The sequence below is a fragment of the Ochrobactrum sp. XJ1 genome, from assembly GCF_024701725.1.
GTDB classification, from domain to species: Bacteria; Pseudomonadota; Alphaproteobacteria; order Rhizobiales; family Rhizobiaceae; genus Brucella; species Brucella anthropi.
The window spans coordinates 22,865-45,848 of the sequence record NZ_VDGD01000020.1 but is presented as its reverse complement, the minus strand read 5'-3'; the positions used below and the strand labels follow the sequence as shown (position 1 = coordinate 45,848).

Below are 22,984 nucleotides of genomic sequence, written 5' to 3'. Positions count from 1 at the left end.
CGGAGGCTCGTTTTAGAAGGCGCTCGATGCGCCTGAGAAAACGAAAGATGTCGCGACAATTGGAAGGTCGCATAAAAGCGGCTCCGCTGAACCTACGGCGTTATTTGAGTTACGCGGTCCAGCTACGCCGCGCCAGCCTCCGGCTGGCAAAAAGAAACCGGCTTAAGCCGGTTACAAACTCATTGAATTTACTAATAAATGCATGATTCTGACATCGAATCTCATTGCTTTTACGCCAATTAGCAAAGGCTCCGCTATCACTACAGCGTTATTTAGTTACGCGTTCTAGCTTCGCCTTTGGACCAGCCCAAGGGCTGGGCTAAATGACACGACAACAAGTTGTCATGACATTTTCCGGAATGTTTCCAAACGTTTACACAACATAATGTAATGCGGTTATCAGTTTTCCGCATTGCAATGTGTTGCATAAATGTTCATCTGTATAGCTGTTGGTGTGTTTATATGTGCATATGTCATGCTGTATAAATGTTTAACTGTTATCTGTTATCCGTATTCGGCATTACGTTAATTCGTTTTTACGTTCGGTTAGCTGATTGTATGATTGCGCATCTGTCATTCCAACGTATTAATTTAACGTTTTGCAGATATTGGTATGTTATTTAATTGTTTGGTAGTATGTTACGTGTTACTGTACAGCTCAACATTCGTCTGTATATCTAACTAGTAGATATCGGATTTCTGATGAGAACAAATAGGACTGGAGGTCACTATGCTTGTTATCGGTTTCGTCGGACAAAAAGGCGGGGTGGGTAAAACCGTTCTAGCTCAAGTCACGGTCAACGCCGCACTTGCGCGACACAGTGAAAATCGAGTGCTCTTGATCGAAGCCGACAAGCAAGGCTCGTCGATGGCCTTTTATACCCGCGTTATTCAAAACTATCCCGAATTAGCCAACCGCTTTTCTTGTGTTTGGGTAAACGATGAAAGCGAGCTGACAAAGGCAATAGAAAATGCCGATGAACAAAACTATGATTATGTTGTGATTGACACTGCAGGTTCTCACGCTGAACTAACAAAGTTTGTTTTTGCTGAAGCAGACAAAGTTCTTATTCCCTTCCGTCCAGTCTTGAAGGAATACGAATCGCAACTCGCCACAGTCGAGGTGGCGCACAATGTTAAAAATACGCTTGCGACTAATGGCTATGAGGGGCCATCGTTTCGATTGGTTCTAAACAATTGGTCACACAAGCAACGATTGACAGTTGAACAGAAGCAGGCCTTGGCAACAGTACAAGAAGACCCCAACGTTGCTGATTTCTATATTCCTGAACGCAACGCGTTCGACACGTTGGATCAAGGAATTATCTTGCATCTAGAGCTAGAAAAGCCTGAAGTGATTGCAAACCCAATAGTTCGCAGAAATAAAACAGAAGATTTGCAATTGGCGCTTCAGACGCTCGAACATATTGAGGCAATGAAATGACTGAGTTCAAAAAAGAACCATTATCGTCAGGACGCGGTAAACTCGCATTGATCCGTGATATGCCCTTGTCTGCTCCGTCACCCCTCACGCAAAACAATTCTGAAAATCAACGTTCGTCCGCCTCGGAAGCAGTAGCTTCTTCTGAAGCTGCTGCGATCATCAGGCAGAAAACGGAAAACCTTTCGCCGGTATCGCCCAAGATCAACATCAATACTGCTCCGGCAAAAGCCGGGGCAGGGGATAAAGTCGCAGCACGTTTCCCGTTCACATATGCATTTAGCTATGAGCTATATCCTCTTGCACAGGAATTGGCTGCTAAAATTCCATGCAAAATGGAAGACCTAATCTTGGCAGTGTCAAAAAGATTCGACCCGGACCTTTTGGATTTGAGCACGTCCGAAATTAAGGGGCGTGTAGGGCCATCCCTGCGCGTACTATTGAGCGTTCCATCCAATATAATAGCATCTGCAAGGAATGTGCGTGATCCTCTCGGTTTGCGCTCTGACGGGTATATTTTACGTATTCCCGTAGTCGCGGCGCTCGACGTTATAGCCGCTAATTTTCTGAAGGAAGTGAAAGAAAGATATGAATCATAGTTTAGCAATTTTCTTCGCCTCGGTAGTGATTGCCGGGTCAGTAAACAGTGCAACCGCAGCTGAATGGCACGAGGCGAGCGACAAGGGATTATTGGTTTACACTCTCGGCAATGGGGCAACGGGTCAATTAACGATGGTTTGCGATCCTGAAAATATCTGGGCCGCAGAGGATCAAAAGCAAAGCCCGCAATATTACGTGTTTGTTTCGCGCCACAATCAACGATTGGACAGTGATACGCTTTCGATCAAAGCCAGCGATTTTGATGCTTCCATGGCTTCGCCAGGCGGTGCGTTCGTCGCTTCAAGTGATAAGAAAACATGGAATAAGCTTATCGCAACAATCTCGGAACCCGGCAAAATCAGCATCGGGGCGGGCAAGGATAAGTTCGCGCTCGATGTGACCAAACCCATGAAAACCCGTTGCCAACTCGAAACGGAATAAGGGGGAGGGGCAATGAGCAGATTTCAAGTAACCGTTCACTTTGGCGCTATGGCCGATTCAGACGGTGCAATAGGATATGATAAAGCACTGCGAACATTCTTTCTGCAGGGTTTTATTCAGGAAGATGAGAACGACCAAAAGCCGGAAATCTGGTTGGGCGCTTTCCTTGAAGAATTCCCGACCTTGGATAGCTTGCTGGAAACGGTCAGAAATAGGGGCTACAGCGTTTCTGGTCTTAAAAATGAACACACGGCCCAAATGCTGGCTGAAGCCTCTCAGAAGCCCTTTATGGGCATCGGCGAGCGATTAGGCATCGTTCAATAAGCAAAAGGGGATAGAAATCTATCCCCTTTTTCCGTTTATCGCTTCCACAATAGCATTTTGCGCGGATTGGTGAGCTGGTCGCGGGTAGTTCGAAACTGGTATCCGTCCCAATCTTTCCACGCTTCCCAACCATGGGAGGTAGCGCGCCCGTACCAGACCCGCACATCTACCGTCATTGCATCGATCTCGCAGACGATGGAAACCGTGTGGCTTCCACCTAGTCCAGACGGCGTATCAAAAACATCAATTGCATTGGATCTGTTTCGCATGACTGGCCCCTTAGAAAAGGGCCAGTTGTTGCGCCGATGCGCTGCTAGCCACCGGCGCGGCTGCAATGCGCGAGGATTGGATTTTCTGTTGTACTTGGCGGTCTTCATCAAATTCGAAACACACAACTTCAGTAATGATGTTCGTATCTTTCCAGTCATCCTTGTGAATGCTGCAATCAATTCCTAGTCCGGGGTTCATGATCCAACCGGTCTGTTTGCAGAATTTCGCAGCGCGACCGCCTTGCAACTCGGAAAACATTCGCTCTCCCGAATAGCGAAAATTTGCTGATTGTTGCGGAACAATGAAAGCGCCGGATTCTGAAATCTCGGCAGCAATATCAATCACATGATATTCAAAATCCGCTCCTTGGTAGCGCGGCGCATTACCAGAGCGCCGCACCTTGCCGAAGGGCGGGTTGCCAATCGACCAGTCAAATTTCTCGCCGCCCAGATCGTTATAAAACCAGTCCTGCCAGTCAAAAACGTCTGCAAGTATCCACTCGGCTTCTGGTAATAGCTTCCTGCCTACCTCGACATAGCGCGGGTTGCGCTCGATACAGGTCAACTGCGTTGGGCCATTGTACTGGTGGCGATGATAGGCAAAATAGGATAGCGCACCAATACCGGCGCAAAGATCGATAATGCGGCCTGCGCCAACCTCTAGAGAGAAATCGGCAGCCAGGTCATACGGTGTAAAAAAAGCTCCCGCTGCACCATTATTGAAGTCAGCGCCTTCGTGCCAATGATCGAAAACAAACCGGGTTTCCTCATCGTTCAACCGGCGATCTAGGCTTAGAAGTGCCTCGGCTTCCGCATGACACTTACGCTGTTTCTTGGTGAGTTTAGCCATTTTTCAGTCTCCATTATGAGCGGGCCTAAGCGCCCTGTAATGGAGACATATTAGAAAAATATGTCCGATATGTAAAGTGGAAAATTGAATAAACGACTGATTTAATGAGTCTTTTTAAGAAAGGAAACCGGTTTTTGCCGGTATCCTTTCATGATCTTTTGGTCCGCTTAGAAAATATGAGTTGCCGACACATAAAAGTGCGACTCCCTCCTGATCAGTGCGAACAAATCGGCAAGCGGTCCTAATTCCTCTTTCGAAAGTTTGTTTCGCGTCGGCCTGCCGAAACGCCATTCTCCATCATTCACGCAATACTCCCCCGTATCCGTGTCTACATACACCTCATCTAGCAACGGGATTTCCTCGTAATGGAAATACGAACCTAACCACCCTTCATAATGATACCGCCCTAGTTCTTCATCCTCAGAGCGTCCTAATTCAATGATTTCCCTGATTTCCTCGATCTTCATTTCCAGATGATTCAATAGGCGTTGATGCAAATCGCGTTGTACTTCGGTGTTACATTCAAGCCGCGCTGCGCGCACGACTAGCCGCAATCCCATCATTGTGGCCAAATCTTTAACGCTCAAATCATGCATATGAATTTGCCTCTTTCGGCTGTCTGCCTGAATCTGTGGGGGAGAGGGCGCTAACAATAGCCAGCGCCCTAACACCATTCGCATTTACTATTTCTTGAGCGCCGCCATTTTCTCCCCGATAATCCAAAGAGCCTTGTTCAACTTGATATCCTGATCGATCCCGTTGACAGCGCGAGACGTTACACGGCGGCGGCGTCCGAATTGGTCGCGGGTAATGCCGCGATCCCCTCCCTTGATGCAATGCTCCTGAACGGTGTTCCATACCGTCCAAAGATCATTGCTACGGTCTTCGCGACGGCAGGGAACAAGCAACTGCTCTGGCTGGATCGGTGTTTTAATCTCGCCTTCATTGTCCGCAAAACGCAACAGATGGGCGCTTTCGGCTAATATCATCTGTTCGTCCTGATTAAGTGTCAGCGTGGACCAGTCTTGCGGTGCCGCAAGGGTGCGCTCTGCTTCCTCCAGAACCCTATACGTGCCCTCGATCACCTTTGCGCCCACATCGCCGGAATGGCGCACCTTAATTGCGTCAATGGTGCCGGTCTGGGTAACAAGGGAATTGAGGCAACGAATGCGGAAAAGTCCGGCCATCAGCTCATAGGCGCTTGTGCCGTCATTGGCGTTCTTCAGCAAAATCTCACAAACGTTATCGCCTACTGAATAAGTCTTTCCATCATCCACACGGCGCAAGCGGATCAAATGCTTTGTGTAGTCGGCCTTTCCCTCGATGCGGCTAGCTGATTGCTTGGCTCCGACAGCAACAAAGCCCTCTTTGGCCAGTGCATTGAGAATTTCGATTGTCGGGATTGGCTGGAAACGTTCTGAGCGGCTTTCATGAGCCGTGCGGGCAAAAATCGAAGGAGCAAATTTGCGCAGTTCATTTTCTGTGAGTGCGCGGCCAGTATCGAAACGAGCAGTGTTGGCATAAACGGTCATTAATCAGTCTCCTAGATGAGCGGGCCTTAAGCGCCCTTGACTTAGACAGAATAGAAAAATACGTCCGATATGTCAACTGAAAAACGGTCAAATAATTGAATTTATTTGATTATTATTTGCAAGCTGCATGACAGCTTTTGTTCAAAAGCCATACAAGATCCAATGCAGGACACGATAGCTGCAGATCAGATCGTCGAGTACCAGGACGCCGTTCATTCCGAAGAAGAATAGGGCGCTGAAAGCCGAAGACAGCCCGCGCAACTCAAATAGCGCTGTAGGGCTGGCGAAGGCTTGTTACGGTCGGCGCTCGATGCGCCGCACCGTAACAACGGAGTTTCACTCTCTGCTCATATCTTCTGGATACAAACCCGCATAATAATCTGGTCGCTTCTCCAACTCAGACGCAATGAAGATTTCAGCAAACAACGGAAATTTTTTATCGATCCGGTTTTTCAAGTTTCGCTGTCTTACTCTCGACCTTGCTTCCCGGCTCCAGCGGCGTATCGGGCGCTGCATGACAAGCTCCCACGTGATCGCGTATCCGCTACCCGGTTCAAACTTGCTCATAATTTCGGGGGGGCACTTCGACCCATACGGAACAATAATGGCCATTAAAACGCGAGGGCCGGGGGGCGTGGTGTGAGGGTTGCGCCATGCAAGAGAGTAACGAACCATATCATTCATAACCGCCTCACACTGCCAAACTGTTTAAACTGAGACTGTTAAGCCATTCGGAAATCAATTTCACCTCATGGCCGGGTATGGCCTTCAGCTGTTCCTGCATCTCCTTACAAGCATAAAAAAATGCGTCTTCCTTGGATTGTGCGAATTTTCCCCATTTTGCGCCAACCTTATAACCGCTTCCACGGTTGGAGGTCTGATAGCTGGTAGACCACATCCAAGAGCCGTCCGTGTGAGGATGTAATTCAATTTCGGCTTGATGCCACGCCATCCGCTTATGAGGCAAAAACAATGTAACCGCTGCTTCGCCTTGAATAACTCCTGCTTCAAAGCTCACAGGTCTGATTACGGCAGGCTTATGCAGAAGGTCGAATAGATTGAGCTGCATCATCGACTCTCCCGGTTTATATGCTGCACTGGCCGCGCTGGCACACTGCAATGCGATCCTGCATCGCCATGCCTTCTGCTATCCGCTGTGCTCCGGCTGCTTCAGCCAGAGTGCCCAAGGGATCGCCGTAAGGCTTGCCGGTTTCGTTGTCGATTATCAGGAATTTTTCGTTGTCGGTTGCTCTGATCGTGTAACGCATCGTCGTCTCCTAGATGAGCGGGCCTAAGCGCCCTTGATGGAGACATATTAGAAAAATTTGTCCTTAAAGTCAAACAATAAATGAGCTATGCCTATGATATTATTTAGGAAATATGCTATTTTCACCACTCGCTTATCGATCTTGGTGGTAGGTTTCGGCCTGGCATTCAATTCATAGCCAAAGAAGGCTTTATGACGTGCAGGAATACCGGAAATTGAGCGGATACTAGCGAAACTCAATCCTTGGCTAGATTAAGCATCAAACCAATAAGCTCGCAGTTTCAACGTGTTGCTAATAAAGTCGCCGTTTCGGCCTGATATACCTCCCGGCACAAGCGTTGCAATGCATATACCGGAGGGCAATGGAAACAAGCTCGGCGCAAGCTGAACAAGCGGGCTGAGTAAACCCGCTCGCGGCTCACGCTGCATGTCGTGTAGCTCTCATATCAATATGGATTTCGTCAAAGGGACAACTCAGTGCGCCTTTCGCGTCCTTCTCAATCAATCCAAGCTCCACGAGCGCGGCGGCATCCTCGTGGACGCGCTTCACATCGCGTTGCACTCGGCGGGAAAGTTCCCTTACACCTATCGGGCCGGAATGGAGCAATACGTCAATGAGATTCCAGCGCTTTTCAGAAAGGCTCGAAAAGAGCTGACCGGGTGTTGCAAAATTCAGAGTTTCACCTTGATAGGTACCGCTCGCTAAACCAGCCTGCGCTTTTGCTCCCGCTTCTCGCAGAACCGTTTTCCAGTCCGAATTGATTGTAACTGTTAATGTTCTCATAGCTACCTCCGTTTCTCAATCTCGCTCATGAAGTCCTCCATCAGTTGATCGAGGGAAACAAAGCGATACGGATATTCTTTTCCGTCCAGATGCATATGATCGCCTTTGCCTCGCTCATTGTCGAAGCCAACGATCCGCTGACCATTTCGAATGAAGACCATACGATATTTGAAACCGTGCGTCGTGGGCGGAACTGGTGGCGATACTTTCCAGATAACGAACTGGATAATACTGCCGTCTGGCTCAATGCTTTTTAGCTCGGTTATCTTTATCGCTTTCATGTTGTCCATTATGCCAACAATCCGTAGTGTTGTCAATTACGCCAACAAAATAAAACCCCTGCTAATAGCAGGGGCTTTGACGTAATGAAAAATGGCTGGTGCTTAAAAACAGGCGGGTAGTTAGTGAGCGTCTGAACGACCTCCGCCGCGAATGTCAGCCGCAATATCGGCCTTGGAGAGATAGCCCGGCTCGATTTCAACGTGGATCGAGTAGTTACGCACAACCGGCTCTGGAGCATCCAGACGACCGCTGGCAGATGCAGAAGTTGCACCAGCAACAGTTGCGACGAGGGCTGCGATTGCGATGAGCTTGTTCATTTCAGTTTTCCTTCTTTCGGTTTCGGTTTTCGGTGAGACGTTGTGTTTGTCTCTAATTACTGAGTACGAAAATATGTATATCGTACTACTCCAAAGCCGTCAATAACGTACTACCAAAAAAATAAAAAAATTAGTACGAAAAAGCGTAAAAATGGCTCATCTCATTGAAAACATTATGATAAAAAAAACCGGGCAAAGCGGCCCGGTCTCGAAGATATTTAATTATCGTACTACTCTAGCAGGTTATCTTACCACTGGCAGTTAGTCTGGCATTGCCTGCATTACATAGCCTTTCAGAACCGATTTGGGATTTAGCCGTGGTCGTATTAGTAGTCTGGCACGACGACAGCAATCCACACATCAGAACCGCCCCAATCATCAAACGTGCTTTGTGGAAGAACATACTACCAACCCAGATTATCCAGTTCGTTCTTTATACCAGCCGGTATCGGCCTTCCCTCCTGTAGCCAGCGGCGCAAAGTCCTGCCGGTCACTTTCAAGGCTTTAGCTTTTTCCTCAATACTCAACTCGATCTTGTCCAGTCGTCGCGCAAGTTCTTCGGAATCGAGTGTTTCCACCGGAGCCAGAATCATCTTAGCCACGTCCTGAACCGGCCAATTCAGGGCCTCTGCGATACTGATCACAGTGGACAAACGCACATCATCGCCTCGGAAAGCATGATGGATTGCTGGTAGGCTCGCGCCGCTGCGGTCGGCCAATTCCTGCTGCGATATGTTCATATGTCGTGCCACGAAATAGAGCGGCTTTTCCCGATACGCAGCGGGGGCAGGTTCTGGCTGATCGCGGCCCAATAATGCATCAAGTGTCAGGCCCTCTGCCTGCGCCAGCTGCAATGCGGACTTCAAGGCTAAATCAGCACCTGAATCCAGGCGACTGCGAATCTTAGAATTAGGTGTCACCATTAGAACAATCCTCACGCGGGATAGCGGCAGGCCATCCCTTCTCGCCAGCAAGTCGCATAGCAACCAGTTTTTTGAAGCGCAAACAAGCCTCTAATGCCTCGGTGTCGCTATCAGCTTCAGGAACCCCCGGCACAAGTAAAATTGAGCCCGTTTTTCCATGTCGTGCGTTTATTTCTATAATTTTGCGCAATTCGCGGGAACGTCGCGAATGCGCCAGCTCAAGCGCTCTTTGTGGTGTCGAGTTGCCAAAGCCGATTTCACCAGAACGGTAACAATATGCTCTCATTGTTTATCATCCTCTTGCCACGATGGGACACCTAAAAATCAGTTGATCACTGAGAACGCTAACAATCGAAATCAAGTGAACCATCCGGTAATTTAATTGCTACATCAACGCTTAGTGTAACCAATTCATCATCGACATATTTGACTGCGATATACTCAAGCGCTTGCCAGTGCTTTTCGGCTTCATGGATTTCAATAGGAAACTGGCCATTGGCCTGTTCGACTACGACATAAACAATCTTCGACATTTTAATTCGCTGGAAATGTTATCAGGAGTGGGTGAGGGGGCTTTCGCCCCGGTCACGCGTAGTTAGTCCAGCTCACAGGCCGACCATGCCAGCGATGAGCACGGTTGCCATCGATCTTGAACCGGTCGCCGGTGATACGAACCGTTTGAGCTTCAGACTTGTATTCACCAGCAGCTGGAAGGCTCTTTCCTGCCCCCCATCCCTCTGACCCATCACTAGCGTTTATTGATCCAATTTTGCGCACTTTCGCGCTAAGTTTGCCGACCAGATCCACTATTTCATAGAAATCCACGTTGGTTTGATCGTAGCCCCACGAGGTATAATAGATTGCGCCTACCTCGGCAGTACGGGGAGTTGCGTTGCGCAAATTGCGCTGCTCAAGCTTATAGGCAAGCTTGTTTCTGCGGGCTTGAAATGCGGCTGATATAGCTCGGCGCCGATGATCCTCGGATTCGTATGAAAATCTGGAAACAGGCTTGGACTGATTTCCAAAGAACACGGATGCGGCGAGCTTCCCTGAACTGGTTTTGTAGAGATAGGCAACGGCATCACTGAGCTTGTCCGATACCTTGATAGCGCCCTTGGGCAGGTGGAATTCACGTGGGAAAGTTGTTCGCATCGTCGTCTCCTGATGAGCGGGCCTAAGCGCCCTTGATAAAGACAGAATAGAAATAAATGTCCTTATTGTCAATGCAGTCTTGTGTTATCCGATTGATATTTTTCGGATTCTCGTTATGTGGAACAGGCAAACGAACCCACTGCTTTTTTTTCAAAAGCCTTACTGATTTGATGAAAGTCTGGGTTTTTTGCAGATTAGTGCGTCATATCTGAAGGCAGTCTTCAGGTAATGACCGTGTATCTTCAGGCAATAGCTTCAATAACCGCCCGATTTTTCCAGTGAGCATCTGTTTTGGACTGTTATGTATTATTTTATGTTCTATGGCCGACGCGAATTTGAACCCTGTCAACCCGATCGATCTAGAGCGCGGTTTTCCGGCTTTGTCGGCGTTATTCCAGGCGGTGACAGTAATTATGTTCGTGAGGTTCTTTTGACCGGGACGTGGGCGATGACGGACAGTTAGCAAACCAATTTCCGGTGATCTTGCTTTTCTCGTAGCGTTGCGAGCTGTGGTAAGACCTACTCCAGCTCGTCGGGCTATACTTTCCATATAATCGGCGCACTGCCCGGATTTTTCACAATCTGCGATAATGATGTAAAGAACGGCTCTTTCGCCTTCAGTGAATTTGGCGCGGAGTTCGTCACTCAGTGGAAGCATCCGCGAAGAACCGAGATTGCGTTTGCGCTCCCACTTTATCGGGTCGCGTTTACCAACTGCCGCGGCTGATCTGCTCGACTGCATGACTTTGGCGCACAAGCGTTGAAGGGGATGCCTGCCTAGATTTTGAAGACGCGCACGAACAGTCTGTGACGCATCCAGCAAATGCAGGAATTGCTCATCTGATAGAACGTTTCGTTCAAGCCAATACTTCGCCTTCGCCAAGAATGTGTCGATCTCGGACGGCAAGCGCAAGCCCATGAGCTGGTCGCTCATGACTGCGAAACTGGTCATATTCTTTCCTTTCGCCAAGGCGCACAAAGCCGTGGCGCGGAAGCGCTTTTTTGCTTGCAATGTCAGGAAAGAAAAGCTACCGTCTACTTAAGTTCTTACGGGTAGACAAAGAGTTGGTCCTCTTTGTAGCTCATTTCCTACAGAAAGCCGGCTTCCACGCCGGTTTTTTTGTGTCTCGTTGATACCTCGTTTTGATTCGAATTAGACGCTTGATTAGCAAGCGTAAGTGATTTGGTCCATTTGCGCTAGTAATACACAGTTTCGTAGTGATACTGGCCTTCATGATCAGCCCAACGCATCACTATGCCTTTGAAACTGGTCTGCCGTGCATTCACGTAACCCACCAGTTTTTTGATATTTCCATCCCTGCCGCCATATTCATACACAGGTTTTCTATATCCACCCGTAGCGGTTGCAAGCCATTCGGGGCCTTTCGCGTAACTTGCTGGCATCCAACCCATATTTCCACGGCCCCAGACATTTTGCTTAGTGGATTCCGTGTATGTTATCTCGCCAGAGTTGCGATTTACCCGATAGTTAATGTCAAAAATCTCGATACCGTTTTGAATATCGAGAACGAATTTTGTATAGCCGTCCGGACTGATTTGGCTCGGGTCAAGTCCGATTAGCGCCGCTACATTCGGATCAATACCCATGGGGCAACGCCAAATCTGTAACGGGGGTTCGACGGGGATCGGGGTTATTCTTCTTATTACTTCTGCTTTCGCAGCTGTGCACTCGGCAGATGCGGGGAATCCGCCTGCCATGCAAAGAAATATTGCGCAATCAATTGGATAAGCCTCGGCTTTATCTGGTTGCGTTGCTGCAAGAACCATTGCCACACAGGTTGTTGATAAAGCATTAATGATAAATGTTCTCATGATGTCCCGCGAATTTATAAATTGACGTCGGATTTATAATATGGCAGATTCATGGCGAGGATCAAGCGGATTAGCTACAAGGTTCTGTTTAAGGGAACCGAACAGGCTTGATTCACATGCATACCTACAACGTTGGAAATTACACTCGTGAAGAATACTTTCACGAACTGGTAATAGGAAACAACGGGGCTATTCTGGTTTATTGCGCAAAGGCAATGATTAAGAATAAGGCATCTAAATTTAGCGGGCGGTGGCATCTATATGCATTTAATATTGATGAAAATTCATGGCAACCATTCGTCAAGTCTAAGCTTGAGAACAAACGTATAGTTACTCGCGAGTTCGTGACTTCGGATGGACTTATTAATAGTTTATTACGTTACAATTACCCAGTAGTTGGAATACCTAGTGAGCGCGAAAGTGGTTGTGAAATCCATAAAAACGGCGATATATTCTTCCGCCCTAAGTGTGTTTTTGTGTAGCCAAACGCTCGCGAATGGCCTTGTACTGCAATTGAATGTTGAAACCGGTGAGTTAGTGCCGGTTAATAAACCAGAAAAAAATAATAACTCTGTCAATTCTTCTCAAACAACTTCCCTCAAAAAGCGAACATTCCAGCCAGCAAATGCCGTTCAACCTTCCAAGGAAGTTCTTGCGGCGATTGAAGCAACAGCACTTAAGCTTGCCAATCCCCAAATACTGGCAAACGTCAATCTGACTACTGAGGAATGGGTAGCCCTTTTCAGGGCAAATATCGAAATCGAAAGCGGCTACAACACGACAATAGTCAGTAGCGCTGGAGCGGTGGGATTGGGCCAGTTAATGCCCGATACCGCCGCATTTCTGAAAGTGGATATTAACAACCCCGTTGAGAACCTTAGAGGCTCCGGGGAATATCTTCTCTGGTTGCTGGAATCTTTCGGTTCCCCCGATCTGGCGGTGGCTGCTTATAACGCCGGTCCAGAGGCGGTCGCGAAACATCGCGGCGTACCGCCCTTCAATGAAACTCGTGAACACGTTCGTAAGGTGCTTAGTGCCTTCTTTCGGTTGCGAAAAGATTACACTCAACAAGAGGGAGAAATCCAAATTGTCTCGCAATAATCTGCGCGGGCCGTTGGGGCGTTGTGCACTAGTGGCTCTATCAATGGCTGCGGTTTACTTGGCAATGGCTGAGCCAAGCTTTGCAGCAAATGCGGTTGATCTAAGCCCGATCACCAATTTCTTTAACAGTATCGTAAGTGCGTTTACTGGAAGCATGGGAAAGTCTGCCGCTACGCTAGCGGTTATTGCTTCTCTGGTTACGTTCTTCTTTGGAATTATCGATTTTCGACAGCTGATCTGGTGCATCGTGGCTGTTGTCGGCATTTCGTCTGCTGTCACCATCGTTAACAGCCTTTGGGGTGCTTGATCGTGCGTAAAACATGAGAGAGGCGGTAACGCCTTTCTCCATTCATCTTAGTTTGGGCGGGAATAGATGGTTGAGCAACACGAGATTTACAGAGGACTATTAAGGCAACCTTCCATATTGGGTCTGCCATTGCTGCCATTTGTATTATGGCTCTCTTTCCTCGGTTTCATATTCATGTGGGTTCAATCATTTTATATTTTGATACCCGTCGCGTTTATTTACTTAGCACTATTTGTTGCAACTAAATGGGATCACAATTTTTTTGAAGTCCTTTGGGTGACTTCTTCCAAAGTGCCCCGCAACAGAAATCTTTCGATCTGGGGAGGGCATTCCTATGAGCCGTAAGTCTACCAAAGAAACGTCTCCGGCGTTCAAGGGTTTGTTCAAATCAACGGCAGGCGCGAAGCTTTTTCCGCGTGCTATGGCCAAAGAACAGCAGTTTGAAGACTTTTTGCCTTACGCCTTTCTTCTGGATGATGACAAGACGATTCAAACTAAAGCTCGGCAGTTAATCCAGTTTGTCCGGCTGGATGGCATCAATGCGGCTTCTGCAAGTGATGATGCCATTAATGCGATGAAAAATCTGTTCGCGGAAATCGTCTTCAATGCTGAAGACCAGTTCAGCTATTATGTCCACAAAATCGCGAAGAACATTAAATACGAACCCGCCCCAATTGACGGAAATGCGTTTGCTCGCGAGTGCGATGAAAAATGGTTGAACTATCTTCGCGATATAGGTCATCGCGATGTAACCATTACAATTTCAATTGTTTCGAAGCCGTCGCTTTTGAACAAATTCAACGGCATTGTTGACCGGTTCCGACAGCTTCGCGGTGATGCGGTAGCGGATGACCGATATGAGGCATATCAGGCAGATTTGAAAGAACGCTGCTCGCGCCTTACGGAATTTACAGCTCTGGTCGAGTCCACATTTGCGCGCCAGAATGCGCGGTTGCTGAAGGCAAGTTCCGGCGAACTGCTCGGTTTTCTGGAAAGTATCGGTTGTGGAACCGAAACCCTGACTTATCCTACCGATGAACGCGCCGTTCTGGCTCGCGCTGTCGCGAACTATAGACCTACCATGAACGGCACGATGCTAACCATATCGGGCGGGTCCGTTCCCAATCGCTTTGGGCGCATCTTCACCATCAAGAACTATCCCCGGAAAGCTTTTGCGGGAATGTTCGATGAAATGAAACTGCCGCTCGATCTGGTCATAACCAATTCATTCACGCCTATTTCTGATGACAAGGCGAAAGAGCTTTTGCGGAGAACCCTTGCACAACGTGCGAGCATTGGCGACGTGGCTGAAACGGACCAGGCGCAAATGAGGGAGGGCCGGGACAAGATCGCCAGTGGCCTTGAAAGCCTTGGTTATCATCACATGACCGTTGCGATTTATGCGGATGACAAGGAAACGATTGAACGGGCTTCGGCAGAAATTCGGTCAGTCGCGCAAGAGGTGGGCGCAAAAGTAATTACGGAGGCGTTTGCAGGCATGGGGCATTATTTTGCTCAGTGGCCCGGTAACGCTGACTTCAGGTCAAGAACAGGTCTGATTTCGAATTTCGCATTCGCGAGCCTCGCTGCCTTGCATCGTACTCCTACTGGACTTGATGCTGCCGATCTGCCGTGGGGTGCGCCGATTACGGCGTTTCCGACGCTTGATGGCGGTCTCTACAAGTTCAGTTTCCATCCCAAAGGAAGCCCGGACTCAGAGCCTCCGGCGGGCCATGCCGCGATGTTCGGTTTGATGGGGTCGGGTAAAACAGTAGCGATTACGTTCTTGGCGGCGCAAGCACGTCGCCAGAATGTGCGGACGTTCTTATTCGATTACAGGCGGGGCATGGAAACGGCGGTTCGTGCCCTGAACGGTACGTACACGACAATCTCGCCGGAAAAGCCAACGGGCCTTAACCCACTTTACACGGAAATCGACAAAAGCGGGCAAGCGTGGCTTACCGATTGGTTGATTGCGCTCTTGGATCGTGCGGACAACCCATTCACAGCAAGGCAACGGCAGGCGATTTCGGACGCAGTGAGCCGAAATGCGGAAGCGCGCGAGCATTTGCGTAATTTTCAGAATTTCCATGACCTCTTTGGGCACGTGGACGATGAAGAAGAGCTTCAGCAGCGCGTTAATGAATGGTGTGCTGGCGGTCGTCATGGTTGGGTCTTTGGCGATAACGATGTTGAGAATTTTGCCTTGGACAATCCAGTGATGGGTTTCGACATGACAACGGTTCTCGATTCCAGACAGGAAAAAGAGAAGACGGCAATTCTCGGCTATCTGTTCCGCCAGATTGAGAAAAAGCTTCAGGACAAAAAGCCCACACTAATTGTTATTGACGAGGCGTGGAGCGCTCTTAACACCGACTATTTCGCTGGAAAATTGCAGGATTGGCTAGTGACTGTCCGCAAGCTCAATGCGGTCGTATTGCTGGTAACACAGTTTCCGTCACAGTTGACGGGGTCACGTCTAGGAAGCGGGATACTTCAGGCTATCCGCTCGCAAATTGTCCTGCCGAACCACAGCGCCAAGGCGGAAAATTATCAGGCAATCGACTTAAATCATCGGGAGCTGCACACCGTTCTGCACAGTCCTCCCGGCAGTCGCGTTGCGCTCATCCGCAACGATGTGGATTCGGTGACCGTGAATATCGACCTGAGTAATTTGGGCGATCACCTGAGTATTCTTGGCGGTGGGCCAAGCGGCATCGTCGCTCTTGAGAAATACATTTCCAGAGGTTCCAATGTTTAAAATCATTATTCCACTTGTATTCATTTCAGTGCTTGGCGGCTGCGCGAGCGTAAAGCCCGCGAAATCGGATTGTTTTTCGATGGGCCGCGTGACTTGCAATTTTACACCGATTGACCAGCTTTGGAGCGTTCCGCATGAAGCTGTTCAAAACTAGCGTTGCCGCATTGGTATTCTCGACCATCTTGAGTTCGCACGTCCATGCACAAGGCGTTCCGGGCGTAGATAGCACTTTTCTTGAAAAGTCAGTCGAAAAGCTGCGGCTTGAACTGTCCAACCTGACCACGCAGAACAAGCGCAAGGATGAGAATGATAAGATTCTCAGCACCGACGATGAAATAATCGCGGAGCTGGACAAACTCATTGAAGCGGCAAAGTTGCCGAAACAATCGACGGAAGTCTCTATCGAAGAACTGGAACAAGGTTCGGGAGATCCAAAAGCCGCCGCTTCCAATCTCTACAATTCTGAAGACAAAAACCCTGCTGCGTCGAAGGCATTTGGCGATGCTGCAATGACTGTTGAGCAAGTCATTATTCAGGGTGCCAAGGATACCTATAGTCATCCGGGTGTTGCTTCAGCCGGTCTTTCGCAAGCACAATGGCGCGCACTGGTACAGGCGCTCATCTGGCAGGAAAGCCGATTTAATCCCCATGCAAGGTCGCCTGTAGGAGCTTACGGCCTCACGCAGCTCATGCCGGGTACCGCTGCGGACCTCGGCGTAGCCGGAGAATACAAGAGCAATCCGTATGCACAGGTGAAGGGCGGCGCGACTTATCTTGCACAACAGCTGAAGCGGTTTAACGGCAACGTGGTTCATGCGCTTGCAGCTTACAACTCAGGACCGGGAAACGTTCAGAAATACGGTGGAGTTCCGCCGTTCAAAGAGACACGCAACTATGTCGTCGTCATTCCTAAAAAGTACAATGAATATCTCGGCAAAATAGGCGGCGCTGACGCGGAAGGCACTATCGAACCGACATTGGCGGCGGGCGCAAACCTCGCAATGGCCAGCGATGCGGCCATGGAATATGGCGATGCGAGCGCCCAGACCATTGCGCTGATAGCAAAGCGTCTCAAAGACATAATGCTTCAGATGAAAGCCAATGAGAACCCAACCAAGGCATGGGTCCTCAACACCTACGCGCGTGCAGAAATGGTTCGGATTATGTCGCTGCGCATGCGGATGCTCGCAGTTGAGACGCGCCAAGTCAGCGCTGAAGCGCTTCAGGAAGCGGCTGATCATGCCGAAGAAAAAGCATTCTTCAATTTTACGGGACGGTTCCAATAATGAAAGTAAAAGCCAGAATCCTTGCTTTATCCATTTTCCTTGCGTCGTCCTCGACGGCTGTTCACGCACAAGGTGTTCCGGTCATCGACCAGACGAATATCCTCAAAACCGTCGAACAGCTGAAAGTGATGCTGGATAATCTGGGCATCCAGAACAATCTTCTGGACCAGGCGATGAAGCATTTTGAGAATCTTCAGCAACAGCTAGGTCAGCTGAAGAACATTTACAGCATGATTAATGGCGTCCGCAACATTGCCAATCTCGATCTTCCGGGCGAGCTGAACGGCATATTGAGCGGCAATTTCGGCGGCAATCTGGGCAGCATTATCTCTACCTTCAAAGCCGGTGCGTCGGGCGATTGGTCAGGGCTTACCTCTGGCAAATCAACAGCGATGAAGCAGACTATCGATAATAGTTTGAAATCAGCGGGACTTTCTCAGGAAACCATATCGAAGTGGTCATCATCGTCGGTTCCGGGACAGCAACGGGTTGCACAGCAAGCCGCGAGCGGGGCCGCGTTGGCCGCGACCGCCGAACAATCCTACAAGGAAGCCGGACAGTCGTTAAAGCGTGTCGAGAAAATCTTGGAAGACACCAAGAACAGCGAAGACATTAAAGGCTCGATTGATAACAACACCCGCATGTTGGCCGAGCTTTCAATCCAGCTCGCAAAGTCCCTTGAGATTGCATCTATCGAAGCCGCTTACAACGGGCAGGGCGGTGTAATGGCTGCTGCCGAAAGAGCAGAAGAACGCAAGTTCTTCTCCTTCGGCAATGCGGAATAAGGGGGCAGTCATGGCAAAGATTAATCCAGCATTGGAAAGCGAACTGGTATTTGGCGCAATGGATCGCGAGCGTCGTTGGCGTCGCATATCGTATTGCGCGATGACTTTTGGCGCTTTGGGCTGTCTTATGGCCGGTGCCGTAGCCGTTTCCGTTGATAAGCCCGCGCCGGAACTGGTGCCATTCGATGTGCGCAATGGCGTTGTTCTACCGAATGTCAAAGTCAGCTCGATTTCCACGACACAGAAAGACGCGATCATTGAATCCTTGGTCTATTCCTATGTCGGTGATCGCGAGACTTACAATGCGTTCGATAATGATCTGCGCATCGGGACTGTGGCTTCCCGTTCAACCGGTAAGGCGAGGGATACGCTGAACCAGCTATGGAATAGCGGAAGCCCAGATTATCTACCCGCTCAGTACAGCGATAAAGCCCGCATCGATGTCGCGATTTCGAGCATCAATTTGCTTTCAGACAGTCGCGCTCAAATCCAGATTCGCAAACGCCTGACATCTCCAGAAGGTGTGACTGAAGGCGCATTCCTCGTAACGCTTGAATACGAACTGACGCCAGAACGAAAAGACAGTCTTGAAGCAGTCTGGAAGAACCCATTCGGTTTCGTCGTCACGAATTACCGGGTTGCAGCTCAACAATATGAGAGGGGGTGAGGGGCCATGAGGAAATTACTGATTGCAGCAATTCTAAGCGCGATCCCGGCTTCCGCTATGGCTGAAGCCGTGCCGCCGTCAAACAATCTCGATAATCGGGTGCGTGAAGCAAGCTATGTCGATGGGCAGGTATATCGTGTTTACACATCGGTACTGAAAACCACGACGATCGAATTTCCGGCCGGAGAAATTCTTAATAACGTGGTTGCAGGCGACACGGAAGCCTTGCAATTCACAAGCATTCCCGGTGGCCGAGTGGTGGCGATCAAGCCGGTAATGAAGGGTATCAATACAAACGTTACCCTCTACACGAACCGCCGCGCGTATTATCTCAATGTCATCGAGAAGCCATCGACGACCTATTTCACGGTGCGTTTTAATGGCGGTTACACAATCAAGGATCAGCTGAACCCTGACAGCAAAAAGGTCCAGCCGACCGGCGCATACATGCGTTATGGTGCCAATGTGAAAAATGCCATCACGCCAACAAGCGTCTACGATGATGGTGTTTATACCTACTTCACATTTTATCCCACTGCTCCCCTGCCAGCAATTTTCAAAACACTGACTGGTGATGAAATCACCGTCAACAGCACCATGCTCGAAAATCGGGTGATGCGTGTCAGCGGCATATCCAATTACTGGATCCTGCGTTCGGGAGACATGGAAACCGTAGTCAAGCGGATGCAGCCCGGACAGCCCGTCAAGAAAGTTGTGGAGGTTACTCATGACCGATAAAACGCCGGAAGAGAAGGCAAGCGAGCTGGCCGCAAGTGTTTCCGCATCGAAAACGGAGAACAAGTCGAACCCTGTCCGTATGCAACAGTTCGCGGTATTGGCGGCATCGGTTGTCATCGGCGGCGGGTTGCTGGCTTATATCAATTGGCCTGCAAGTCAGGATAGCAGCCTCAAGACAAGCGAAAGCACTTCGTTTGTTCGTCACGAGGGCGATGCGTTCGGCAATATGAACAAGCCGGTGCCGCCTAAGCCGGTTGACCCAAACCCGGAATATCTGAAGACAATTGCGGATTTGAAGGCGCAAATAGAGGAATTAAGAAACCGTAAGCCGGAAACAGTGCGCGACGATGCCGAAATCCAGAAGCTCAATGACCAGCTCAACGAGCTTCAAAGGCTAATGGAGCGCGCGCAAGCCGACTATCAGCGCTCATTGCATGCCAAGGATATTGAGGCGCAACGCTTGCAGGCGCAATTAGATGCCATGCGGATTGCCAATGGCCAGCCATCGGAAAATGATGATGCAAAGAGGCTAGCAGCTGAAGCGCTTTGGGAACGGCGCGTGAAATCGCCGCTTAATCCTCTTGGAACGTCTGGTGGCGGCGACGATGGGGCGAAAGCTGGAGCGCCGGATACCGAATTGGACATGCGGCGCATGAGCCAGAATGAACTGTTTGCCCGGTATGCCACCAAGCAAGCACCAATGGAACGCGCCCAGATTGTTGCCAATCCGGCAAATACCGTTCTGCAGGGCACCGTCATACAGGCCTCGCTGGAAACAGCGATCAATACCGATCTACCGGGAATGATCCGGGCAGTAGTTTCCGAAGACGTGCATTCGCTTGACGGAAGCCGGATTTTGATCCCGCGTGGCGCTAAGGTTCTCGGCAAATACTCCGACAATGTAACCCTCGGTCAGAAGCGCGTAATGGTCATCTGGGATCGGCTTTTGTTGCCTGATAACCAGACTGTCACCATCAATTCATATGGGGCTGATGCAATCGGGCAGGCCGGTATGAAGGGCAAAGTTGACACGCATTTCTTTGAACGGTTCGGCTCTGCCACTTTGATTAGCGTTATTGGAGTTGCACCGGCTGTAGCAACGGCATCGTTGTCCAACCGGAACAACAACAATTCCAACAACTCCAATGGCTACAACGATGCGACTAACCTTGCCAATGCCATATCGCAGAACATGCAATCGTCATTGGGTGGTGTCGTGGGTGAGTACCTTAACCGACCTCCCACAATCGGCGTAAAGCAGGGCGCTAACATCACGATCTTTGTTGATCGAGACTTGGAGATTTTCTGATGGATTATCTTTCAGACAGTCTTTCCGCTTTGAATGAATGGCTGATTGAACCCGCCATGGTCGAAATAGCTGTTAACCCGGATGGCAAAATCTGGGTGCTGCGACGTGGTGACATAGCCATGGTGGAAACCGGGAAAAAGCTGGAGGCCAACAAGATTACCGGCCTTATTCAGCAGATGGCGGCAAAAACCCACGCCAAGGTCGGCAATGACAAACTGCTGATTTCTGGTTCGGTTGTTTACAATGACCGTTCGATCCGTGCCCAAGGGTTGCTTGCCCCCGCCGTTCATGGTGGGAAAGGCGCGATTGCCTTACGTCTGCATTCCTCGCTCGATATTGGGCAGATTCAATTGAATTATCTGCACGGCAAGTCTCAGTCGATGACCGAAATGCGCACCAAGAAAATGGCCGAGCTTGACGATCTCATTGCCGGTTCCAGGCTCATGGAAGCTCTGGAATTCTGTGTCGCAAATCGGCTTAACATATTGATCGCAGGCGGAACCGATACGGGTAAGACCGTGGCACTTCGCAAGATCATATCCCTGATCGATGAGAAGGACCGCATAATCACTATTGAGGATGCGGCGGAACTTTATCCGGGGCAACCTAACTGCGTTTCGCTAATCGCGGACCGTGGTTCGGAAATTCGTTCAACCGATAGGCTTTTGGAAGCATCCCTTAGAATGCGACCTGATCGCCTGATCGTTGGTGAAATTCGCGGCAAGGAAGCGATGACTTTCCTTGAGGCGATCAATACCGGCCATGGTGGTTCCATGTCTACCATTCATGCTGAAACACCGGAACTCGCACTAGATCGCCTTGCGATTGCAGCGGCCCGCTCCGGCGTTCCCATGACATACGAAAACTTGCTGGATTACATCGGTCGAACAATCGACGTGATTATTCAGGCAGGCCGTAAAGGTGCTGATCGTGGGATCGTGGAGATTTACCGACCGGACAGGAGGGCCGCATAATGGATTCCTTCGTCGGCGCTTTTGTTTCTTCAGCAGATGGTCTGATAAATTCGGTTGGACAGTCAGGCTTTATGGCTGTCCTGAATGCGGTCCGCTCAGCGACGGTTGCAGCCTCCGTGATTGCGATTATCGCGCTCGCCTTCAACCAGTTCCTGCAACTGCAAGCAATTTCGCTTGGTCGTTTTCTGGGCTTGATGATCAAGCTTATGGCCATTGCGATAATCGGGATGCGGTGGAGCAATTTTGATGCCGCTGCCAGCGCCATTCAAAGCGGCATGGACTCAGTGGCCGCGAATTTGCTGACGATGACGGCGCCGACCAAGGCGCATTCAATCGCTGGCGCGATTGACAGTCTCATCAACACGCTAGCGGAAAAGGGAAATGAAGTTGGACAGCGCGCCGGTTGGTTTGCGGGCGCAATCATGTCGAATCTCATTACGTGGCAGCTGAGCCTCCTTGGTTGCCTCGGCGCGCTCATCATCATTTATTCAAAGGTGATGTTTGCCGTGTTCGTTTGCATCGCACCGCTGTTCATCGCTTGCTTTATCTTCGACGCGACGAAAGACTATTTCTATCGTTGGGTCCAAGGTGCTGTGACCTATACGCTCTACCCTGTTATTACGGCGGGAGTGCTTGGGATGACGTACAATGTCATTTACACCTATCTCTCCAAGATCAGCAGCCAGCCAATAGAAACGATTGCGGGCTTCATTCCGTTCATCGCCGTTTCTACCATGATGATCGTTATCATCTTTTTCATTCCGATAATCGTGTCCGGACTTTCCGGCATGATTCAGAACGTTTCGCCCGCACATCTGGCTGGCGCTGCGGCCAACATATACGCAATCGCAAGTCGGCAGGCTCCCGGTACGACGAGAATACCGCCGCCGCCCGCTCCACAGCAACCGGCTTCGCCAGCTCCGGTAACTCCCTCGCCAGCGGCTTCACAAGGCAGTTTTCAGGGCGCTCCATCCCGGATGCAAGCCCGCGCAAGCCGCGTGAGAGGCAAACCATAGGAGCGAATTTCGATGCATAGAAATG

The 22,984-nt window shown here is 49.7% G+C and carries 32 protein-coding genes; 16 read left to right on the top strand and 16 right to left on the bottom strand.

Annotated features, from left to right (window positions below; genetic code table 11):
• The 5 genes from FG152_RS24515 to FG152_RS24495 form a co-directional block, all read left to right on the top strand.
• Window positions 1-206, top strand: a 206-nt coding sequence (locus FG152_RS24515; RefSeq protein WP_498989009.1) for a hypothetical protein, incomplete at its 5' end; no start/stop codon positions are given.
• A gap of 524 nt (window positions 207-730) precedes the next feature.
• Window positions 731-1,444 carry a ParA family protein gene (locus tag FG152_RS24510; RefSeq protein ID WP_498989004.1) on the top strand — a complete coding sequence of 238 codons (714 nt, stop codon included), beginning with the start codon at window positions 731-733 and terminating at the stop codon, window positions 1,442-1,444.
• Window positions 1,441-2,040 (top strand): hypothetical protein, encoded by a 600-nt coding sequence (locus tag FG152_RS24505; RefSeq protein WP_498989002.1) that lies wholly within the window; start codon window positions 1,441-1,443, stop codon window positions 2,038-2,040. The genes FG152_RS24510 and FG152_RS24505 overlap by 4 nt, the downstream gene beginning before the upstream one ends.
• Window positions 2,030-2,482, top strand: coding sequence for a hypothetical protein (locus FG152_RS24500; protein ID WP_498988999.1), 453 nt, complete (start codon window positions 2,030-2,032; stop codon window positions 2,480-2,482). Before FG152_RS24505 ends, FG152_RS24500 begins: the two co-directional genes overlap by 11 nt.
• A 12-nt stretch (window positions 2,483-2,494) precedes the next feature.
• Entirely contained in the window at window positions 2,495-2,806 is a 312-nt protein-coding gene (locus tag FG152_RS24495; RefSeq protein WP_498988996.1) for a hypothetical protein, read from the top strand.
• 35 nt (window positions 2,807-2,841) lie between these two features.
• Here the strand turns inward: FG152_RS24495 and FG152_RS24490 are convergent, their stop codons facing one another.
• The 16 genes from FG152_RS24490 to FG152_RS24415 form a co-directional block, all read right to left on the bottom strand.
• Complete coding sequence (locus FG152_RS24490) at window positions 2,842-3,075, bottom strand: hypothetical protein (RefSeq protein WP_498988994.1); 234 nt, start codon at window positions 3,073-3,075, stop codon at window positions 2,842-2,844.
• 10 nt (window positions 3,076-3,085) lie between these two features.
• Window positions 3,086-3,925 (bottom strand): methyltransferase, encoded by an 840-nt coding sequence (locus FG152_RS24485; RefSeq protein ID WP_498988991.1) that lies wholly within the window; start codon window positions 3,923-3,925, stop codon window positions 3,086-3,088.
• 167 nt (window positions 3,926-4,092) lie between these two features.
• Window positions 4,093-4,521 (bottom strand): hypothetical protein, encoded by a 429-nt coding sequence (locus FG152_RS24480; protein ID WP_498988989.1) that lies wholly within the window; start codon window positions 4,519-4,521, stop codon window positions 4,093-4,095.
• Window positions 4,522-4,608: 87 nt separating this feature from the next.
• Window positions 4,609-5,457: a DUF932 domain-containing protein gene (locus FG152_RS24475; RefSeq protein ID WP_498988987.1), complete on the bottom strand. Its 849-nt coding sequence runs from the start codon at window positions 5,455-5,457 to the stop codon at window positions 4,609-4,611.
• Between the two features lie 336 nt (window positions 5,458-5,793).
• A complete protein-coding gene (locus FG152_RS24470) occupies window positions 5,794-6,141 on the bottom strand; it encodes a hypothetical protein (RefSeq protein WP_498988984.1) in 348 nt (115 codons plus the stop codon).
• 7 nt (window positions 6,142-6,148) lie between these two features.
• Window positions 6,149-6,529: a hypothetical protein gene (locus tag FG152_RS24465; protein WP_498988981.1), complete on the bottom strand. Its 381-nt coding sequence runs from the start codon at window positions 6,527-6,529 to the stop codon at window positions 6,149-6,151.
• A 13-nt stretch (window positions 6,530-6,542) separates the two neighbouring features.
• Window positions 6,543-6,725 (bottom strand): hypothetical protein, encoded by a 183-nt coding sequence (locus FG152_RS24460; RefSeq protein ID WP_498988979.1) that lies wholly within the window; start codon window positions 6,723-6,725, stop codon window positions 6,543-6,545.
• A gap of 417 nt (window positions 6,726-7,142) precedes the next feature.
• A complete protein-coding gene (locus FG152_RS24455) occupies window positions 7,143-7,508 on the bottom strand; it encodes an HVO_A0114 family putative DNA-binding protein (RefSeq protein WP_498988976.1) in 366 nt (121 codons plus the stop codon).
• A 2-nt stretch (window positions 7,509-7,510) separates the two neighbouring features.
• On the bottom strand, window positions 7,511-7,798 hold the full coding sequence (locus FG152_RS24450) for a toxin-antitoxin system TumE family protein (RefSeq protein ID WP_498988974.1): 288 nt from the start codon (window positions 7,796-7,798) through the stop codon (window positions 7,511-7,513).
• 111 nt (window positions 7,799-7,909) lie between these two features.
• Window positions 7,910-8,107, bottom strand: a complete 198-nt coding sequence (locus FG152_RS24445) for a hypothetical protein (RefSeq protein WP_498988972.1) — start codon at window positions 8,105-8,107, stop codon at window positions 7,910-7,912.
• A gap of 404 nt (window positions 8,108-8,511) precedes the next feature.
• Entirely contained in the window at window positions 8,512-9,030 is a 519-nt protein-coding gene (locus FG152_RS24440) for a helix-turn-helix domain-containing protein (protein WP_498988970.1), read from the bottom strand.
• Window positions 9,017-9,316: a hypothetical protein gene (locus FG152_RS24435; RefSeq protein ID WP_498988968.1), complete on the bottom strand. Its 300-nt coding sequence runs from the start codon at window positions 9,314-9,316 to the stop codon at window positions 9,017-9,019. The genes FG152_RS24440 and FG152_RS24435 overlap by 14 nt, the downstream gene beginning before the upstream one ends.
• 58 nt (window positions 9,317-9,374) lie before the next feature.
• Window positions 9,375-9,563: a hypothetical protein gene (locus tag FG152_RS24430; RefSeq protein WP_498988967.1), complete on the bottom strand. Its 189-nt coding sequence runs from the start codon at window positions 9,561-9,563 to the stop codon at window positions 9,375-9,377.
• 52 nt (window positions 9,564-9,615) lie between these two features.
• Window positions 9,616-10,182, bottom strand: a complete 567-nt coding sequence (locus FG152_RS24425; RefSeq protein ID WP_498988965.1) for a hypothetical protein — start codon at window positions 10,180-10,182, stop codon at window positions 9,616-9,618.
• A gap of 202 nt (window positions 10,183-10,384) precedes the next feature.
• Window positions 10,385-11,134, bottom strand: a complete 750-nt coding sequence (locus tag FG152_RS24420) for a hypothetical protein (protein WP_498988963.1) — start codon at window positions 11,132-11,134, stop codon at window positions 10,385-10,387.
• 245 nt (window positions 11,135-11,379) lie between these two features.
• Entirely contained in the window at window positions 11,380-12,015 is a 636-nt protein-coding gene (locus tag FG152_RS24415) for a hypothetical protein (RefSeq protein ID WP_498988961.1), read from the bottom strand.
• A 408-nt stretch (window positions 12,016-12,423) separates the two neighbouring features.
• Between FG152_RS24415 and FG152_RS24410 the strand changes: the two genes are divergently transcribed.
• The 11 genes from FG152_RS24410 to FG152_RS24360 all read left to right on the top strand — a co-directional run bounded on the left by FG152_RS24410 (window position 12,424) and on the right by FG152_RS24360 (window position 22,959).
• Window positions 12,424-13,116 (top strand): lytic transglycosylase domain-containing protein, encoded by a 693-nt coding sequence (locus FG152_RS24410; protein WP_498988959.1) that lies wholly within the window; start codon window positions 12,424-12,426, stop codon window positions 13,114-13,116.
• Complete coding sequence (locus FG152_RS24405; protein ID WP_498988957.1) at window positions 13,016-13,423, top strand: TrbC/VirB2 family protein; 408 nt, start codon at window positions 13,016-13,018, stop codon at window positions 13,421-13,423. The genes FG152_RS24410 and FG152_RS24405 overlap by 101 nt, the downstream gene beginning before the upstream one ends.
• Before the next feature lie 66 nt (window positions 13,424-13,489).
• On the top strand, window positions 13,490-13,768 hold the full coding sequence (locus tag FG152_RS24400) for a VirB3 family type IV secretion system protein (protein WP_498988954.1): 279 nt from the start codon (window positions 13,490-13,492) through the stop codon (window positions 13,766-13,768).
• Window positions 13,758-16,184 carry a VirB4 family type IV secretion/conjugal transfer ATPase gene (locus tag FG152_RS24395; protein ID WP_498988952.1) on the top strand — a complete coding sequence of 809 codons (2,427 nt, stop codon included), beginning with the start codon at window positions 13,758-13,760 and terminating at the stop codon, window positions 16,182-16,184. Before FG152_RS24400 ends, FG152_RS24395 begins: the two co-directional genes overlap by 11 nt.
• A gap of 134 nt (window positions 16,185-16,318) precedes the next feature.
• The gene (locus FG152_RS24390) at window positions 16,319-17,470 is read left to right on the top strand and encodes a lytic transglycosylase domain-containing protein (RefSeq protein WP_498988950.1); all 1,152 of its coding nucleotides are present in this window, start codon (window positions 16,319-16,321) and stop codon (window positions 17,468-17,470) included.
• The gene (locus FG152_RS24385) at window positions 17,470-18,255 is read left to right on the top strand and encodes a type IV secretion system protein (protein ID WP_498988947.1); all 786 of its coding nucleotides are present in this window, start codon (window positions 17,470-17,472) and stop codon (window positions 18,253-18,255) included. Before FG152_RS24390 ends, FG152_RS24385 begins: the two co-directional genes overlap by 1 nt.
• A 10-nt stretch (window positions 18,256-18,265) precedes the next feature.
• Window positions 18,266-18,922 (top strand): VirB8/TrbF family protein, encoded by a 657-nt coding sequence (locus FG152_RS24380; RefSeq protein WP_498988944.1) that lies wholly within the window; start codon window positions 18,266-18,268, stop codon window positions 18,920-18,922.
• Between the two features lie 57 nt (window positions 18,923-18,979).
• Window positions 18,980-19,660, top strand: a complete 681-nt coding sequence (locus FG152_RS24375; protein ID WP_498988942.1) for a TrbG/VirB9 family P-type conjugative transfer protein — start codon at window positions 18,980-18,982, stop codon at window positions 19,658-19,660.
• Window positions 19,650-20,969, top strand: a complete 1,320-nt coding sequence (locus FG152_RS24370) for a TrbI/VirB10 family protein (RefSeq protein WP_498988939.1) — start codon at window positions 19,650-19,652, stop codon at window positions 20,967-20,969. Before FG152_RS24375 ends, FG152_RS24370 begins: the two co-directional genes overlap by 11 nt.
• On the top strand, window positions 20,969-21,943 hold the full coding sequence (locus FG152_RS24365) for an ATPase, T2SS/T4P/T4SS family (RefSeq protein ID WP_498988937.1): 975 nt from the start codon (window positions 20,969-20,971) through the stop codon (window positions 21,941-21,943). Before FG152_RS24370 ends, FG152_RS24365 begins: the two co-directional genes overlap by 1 nt.
• Window positions 21,943-22,959 (top strand): TrbL/VirB6 family protein, encoded by a 1,017-nt coding sequence (locus tag FG152_RS24360; protein ID WP_498988934.1) that lies wholly within the window; start codon window positions 21,943-21,945, stop codon window positions 22,957-22,959. Before FG152_RS24365 ends, FG152_RS24360 begins: the two co-directional genes overlap by 1 nt.
• Window positions 22,960-22,984 lie beyond the last annotated feature (25 nt).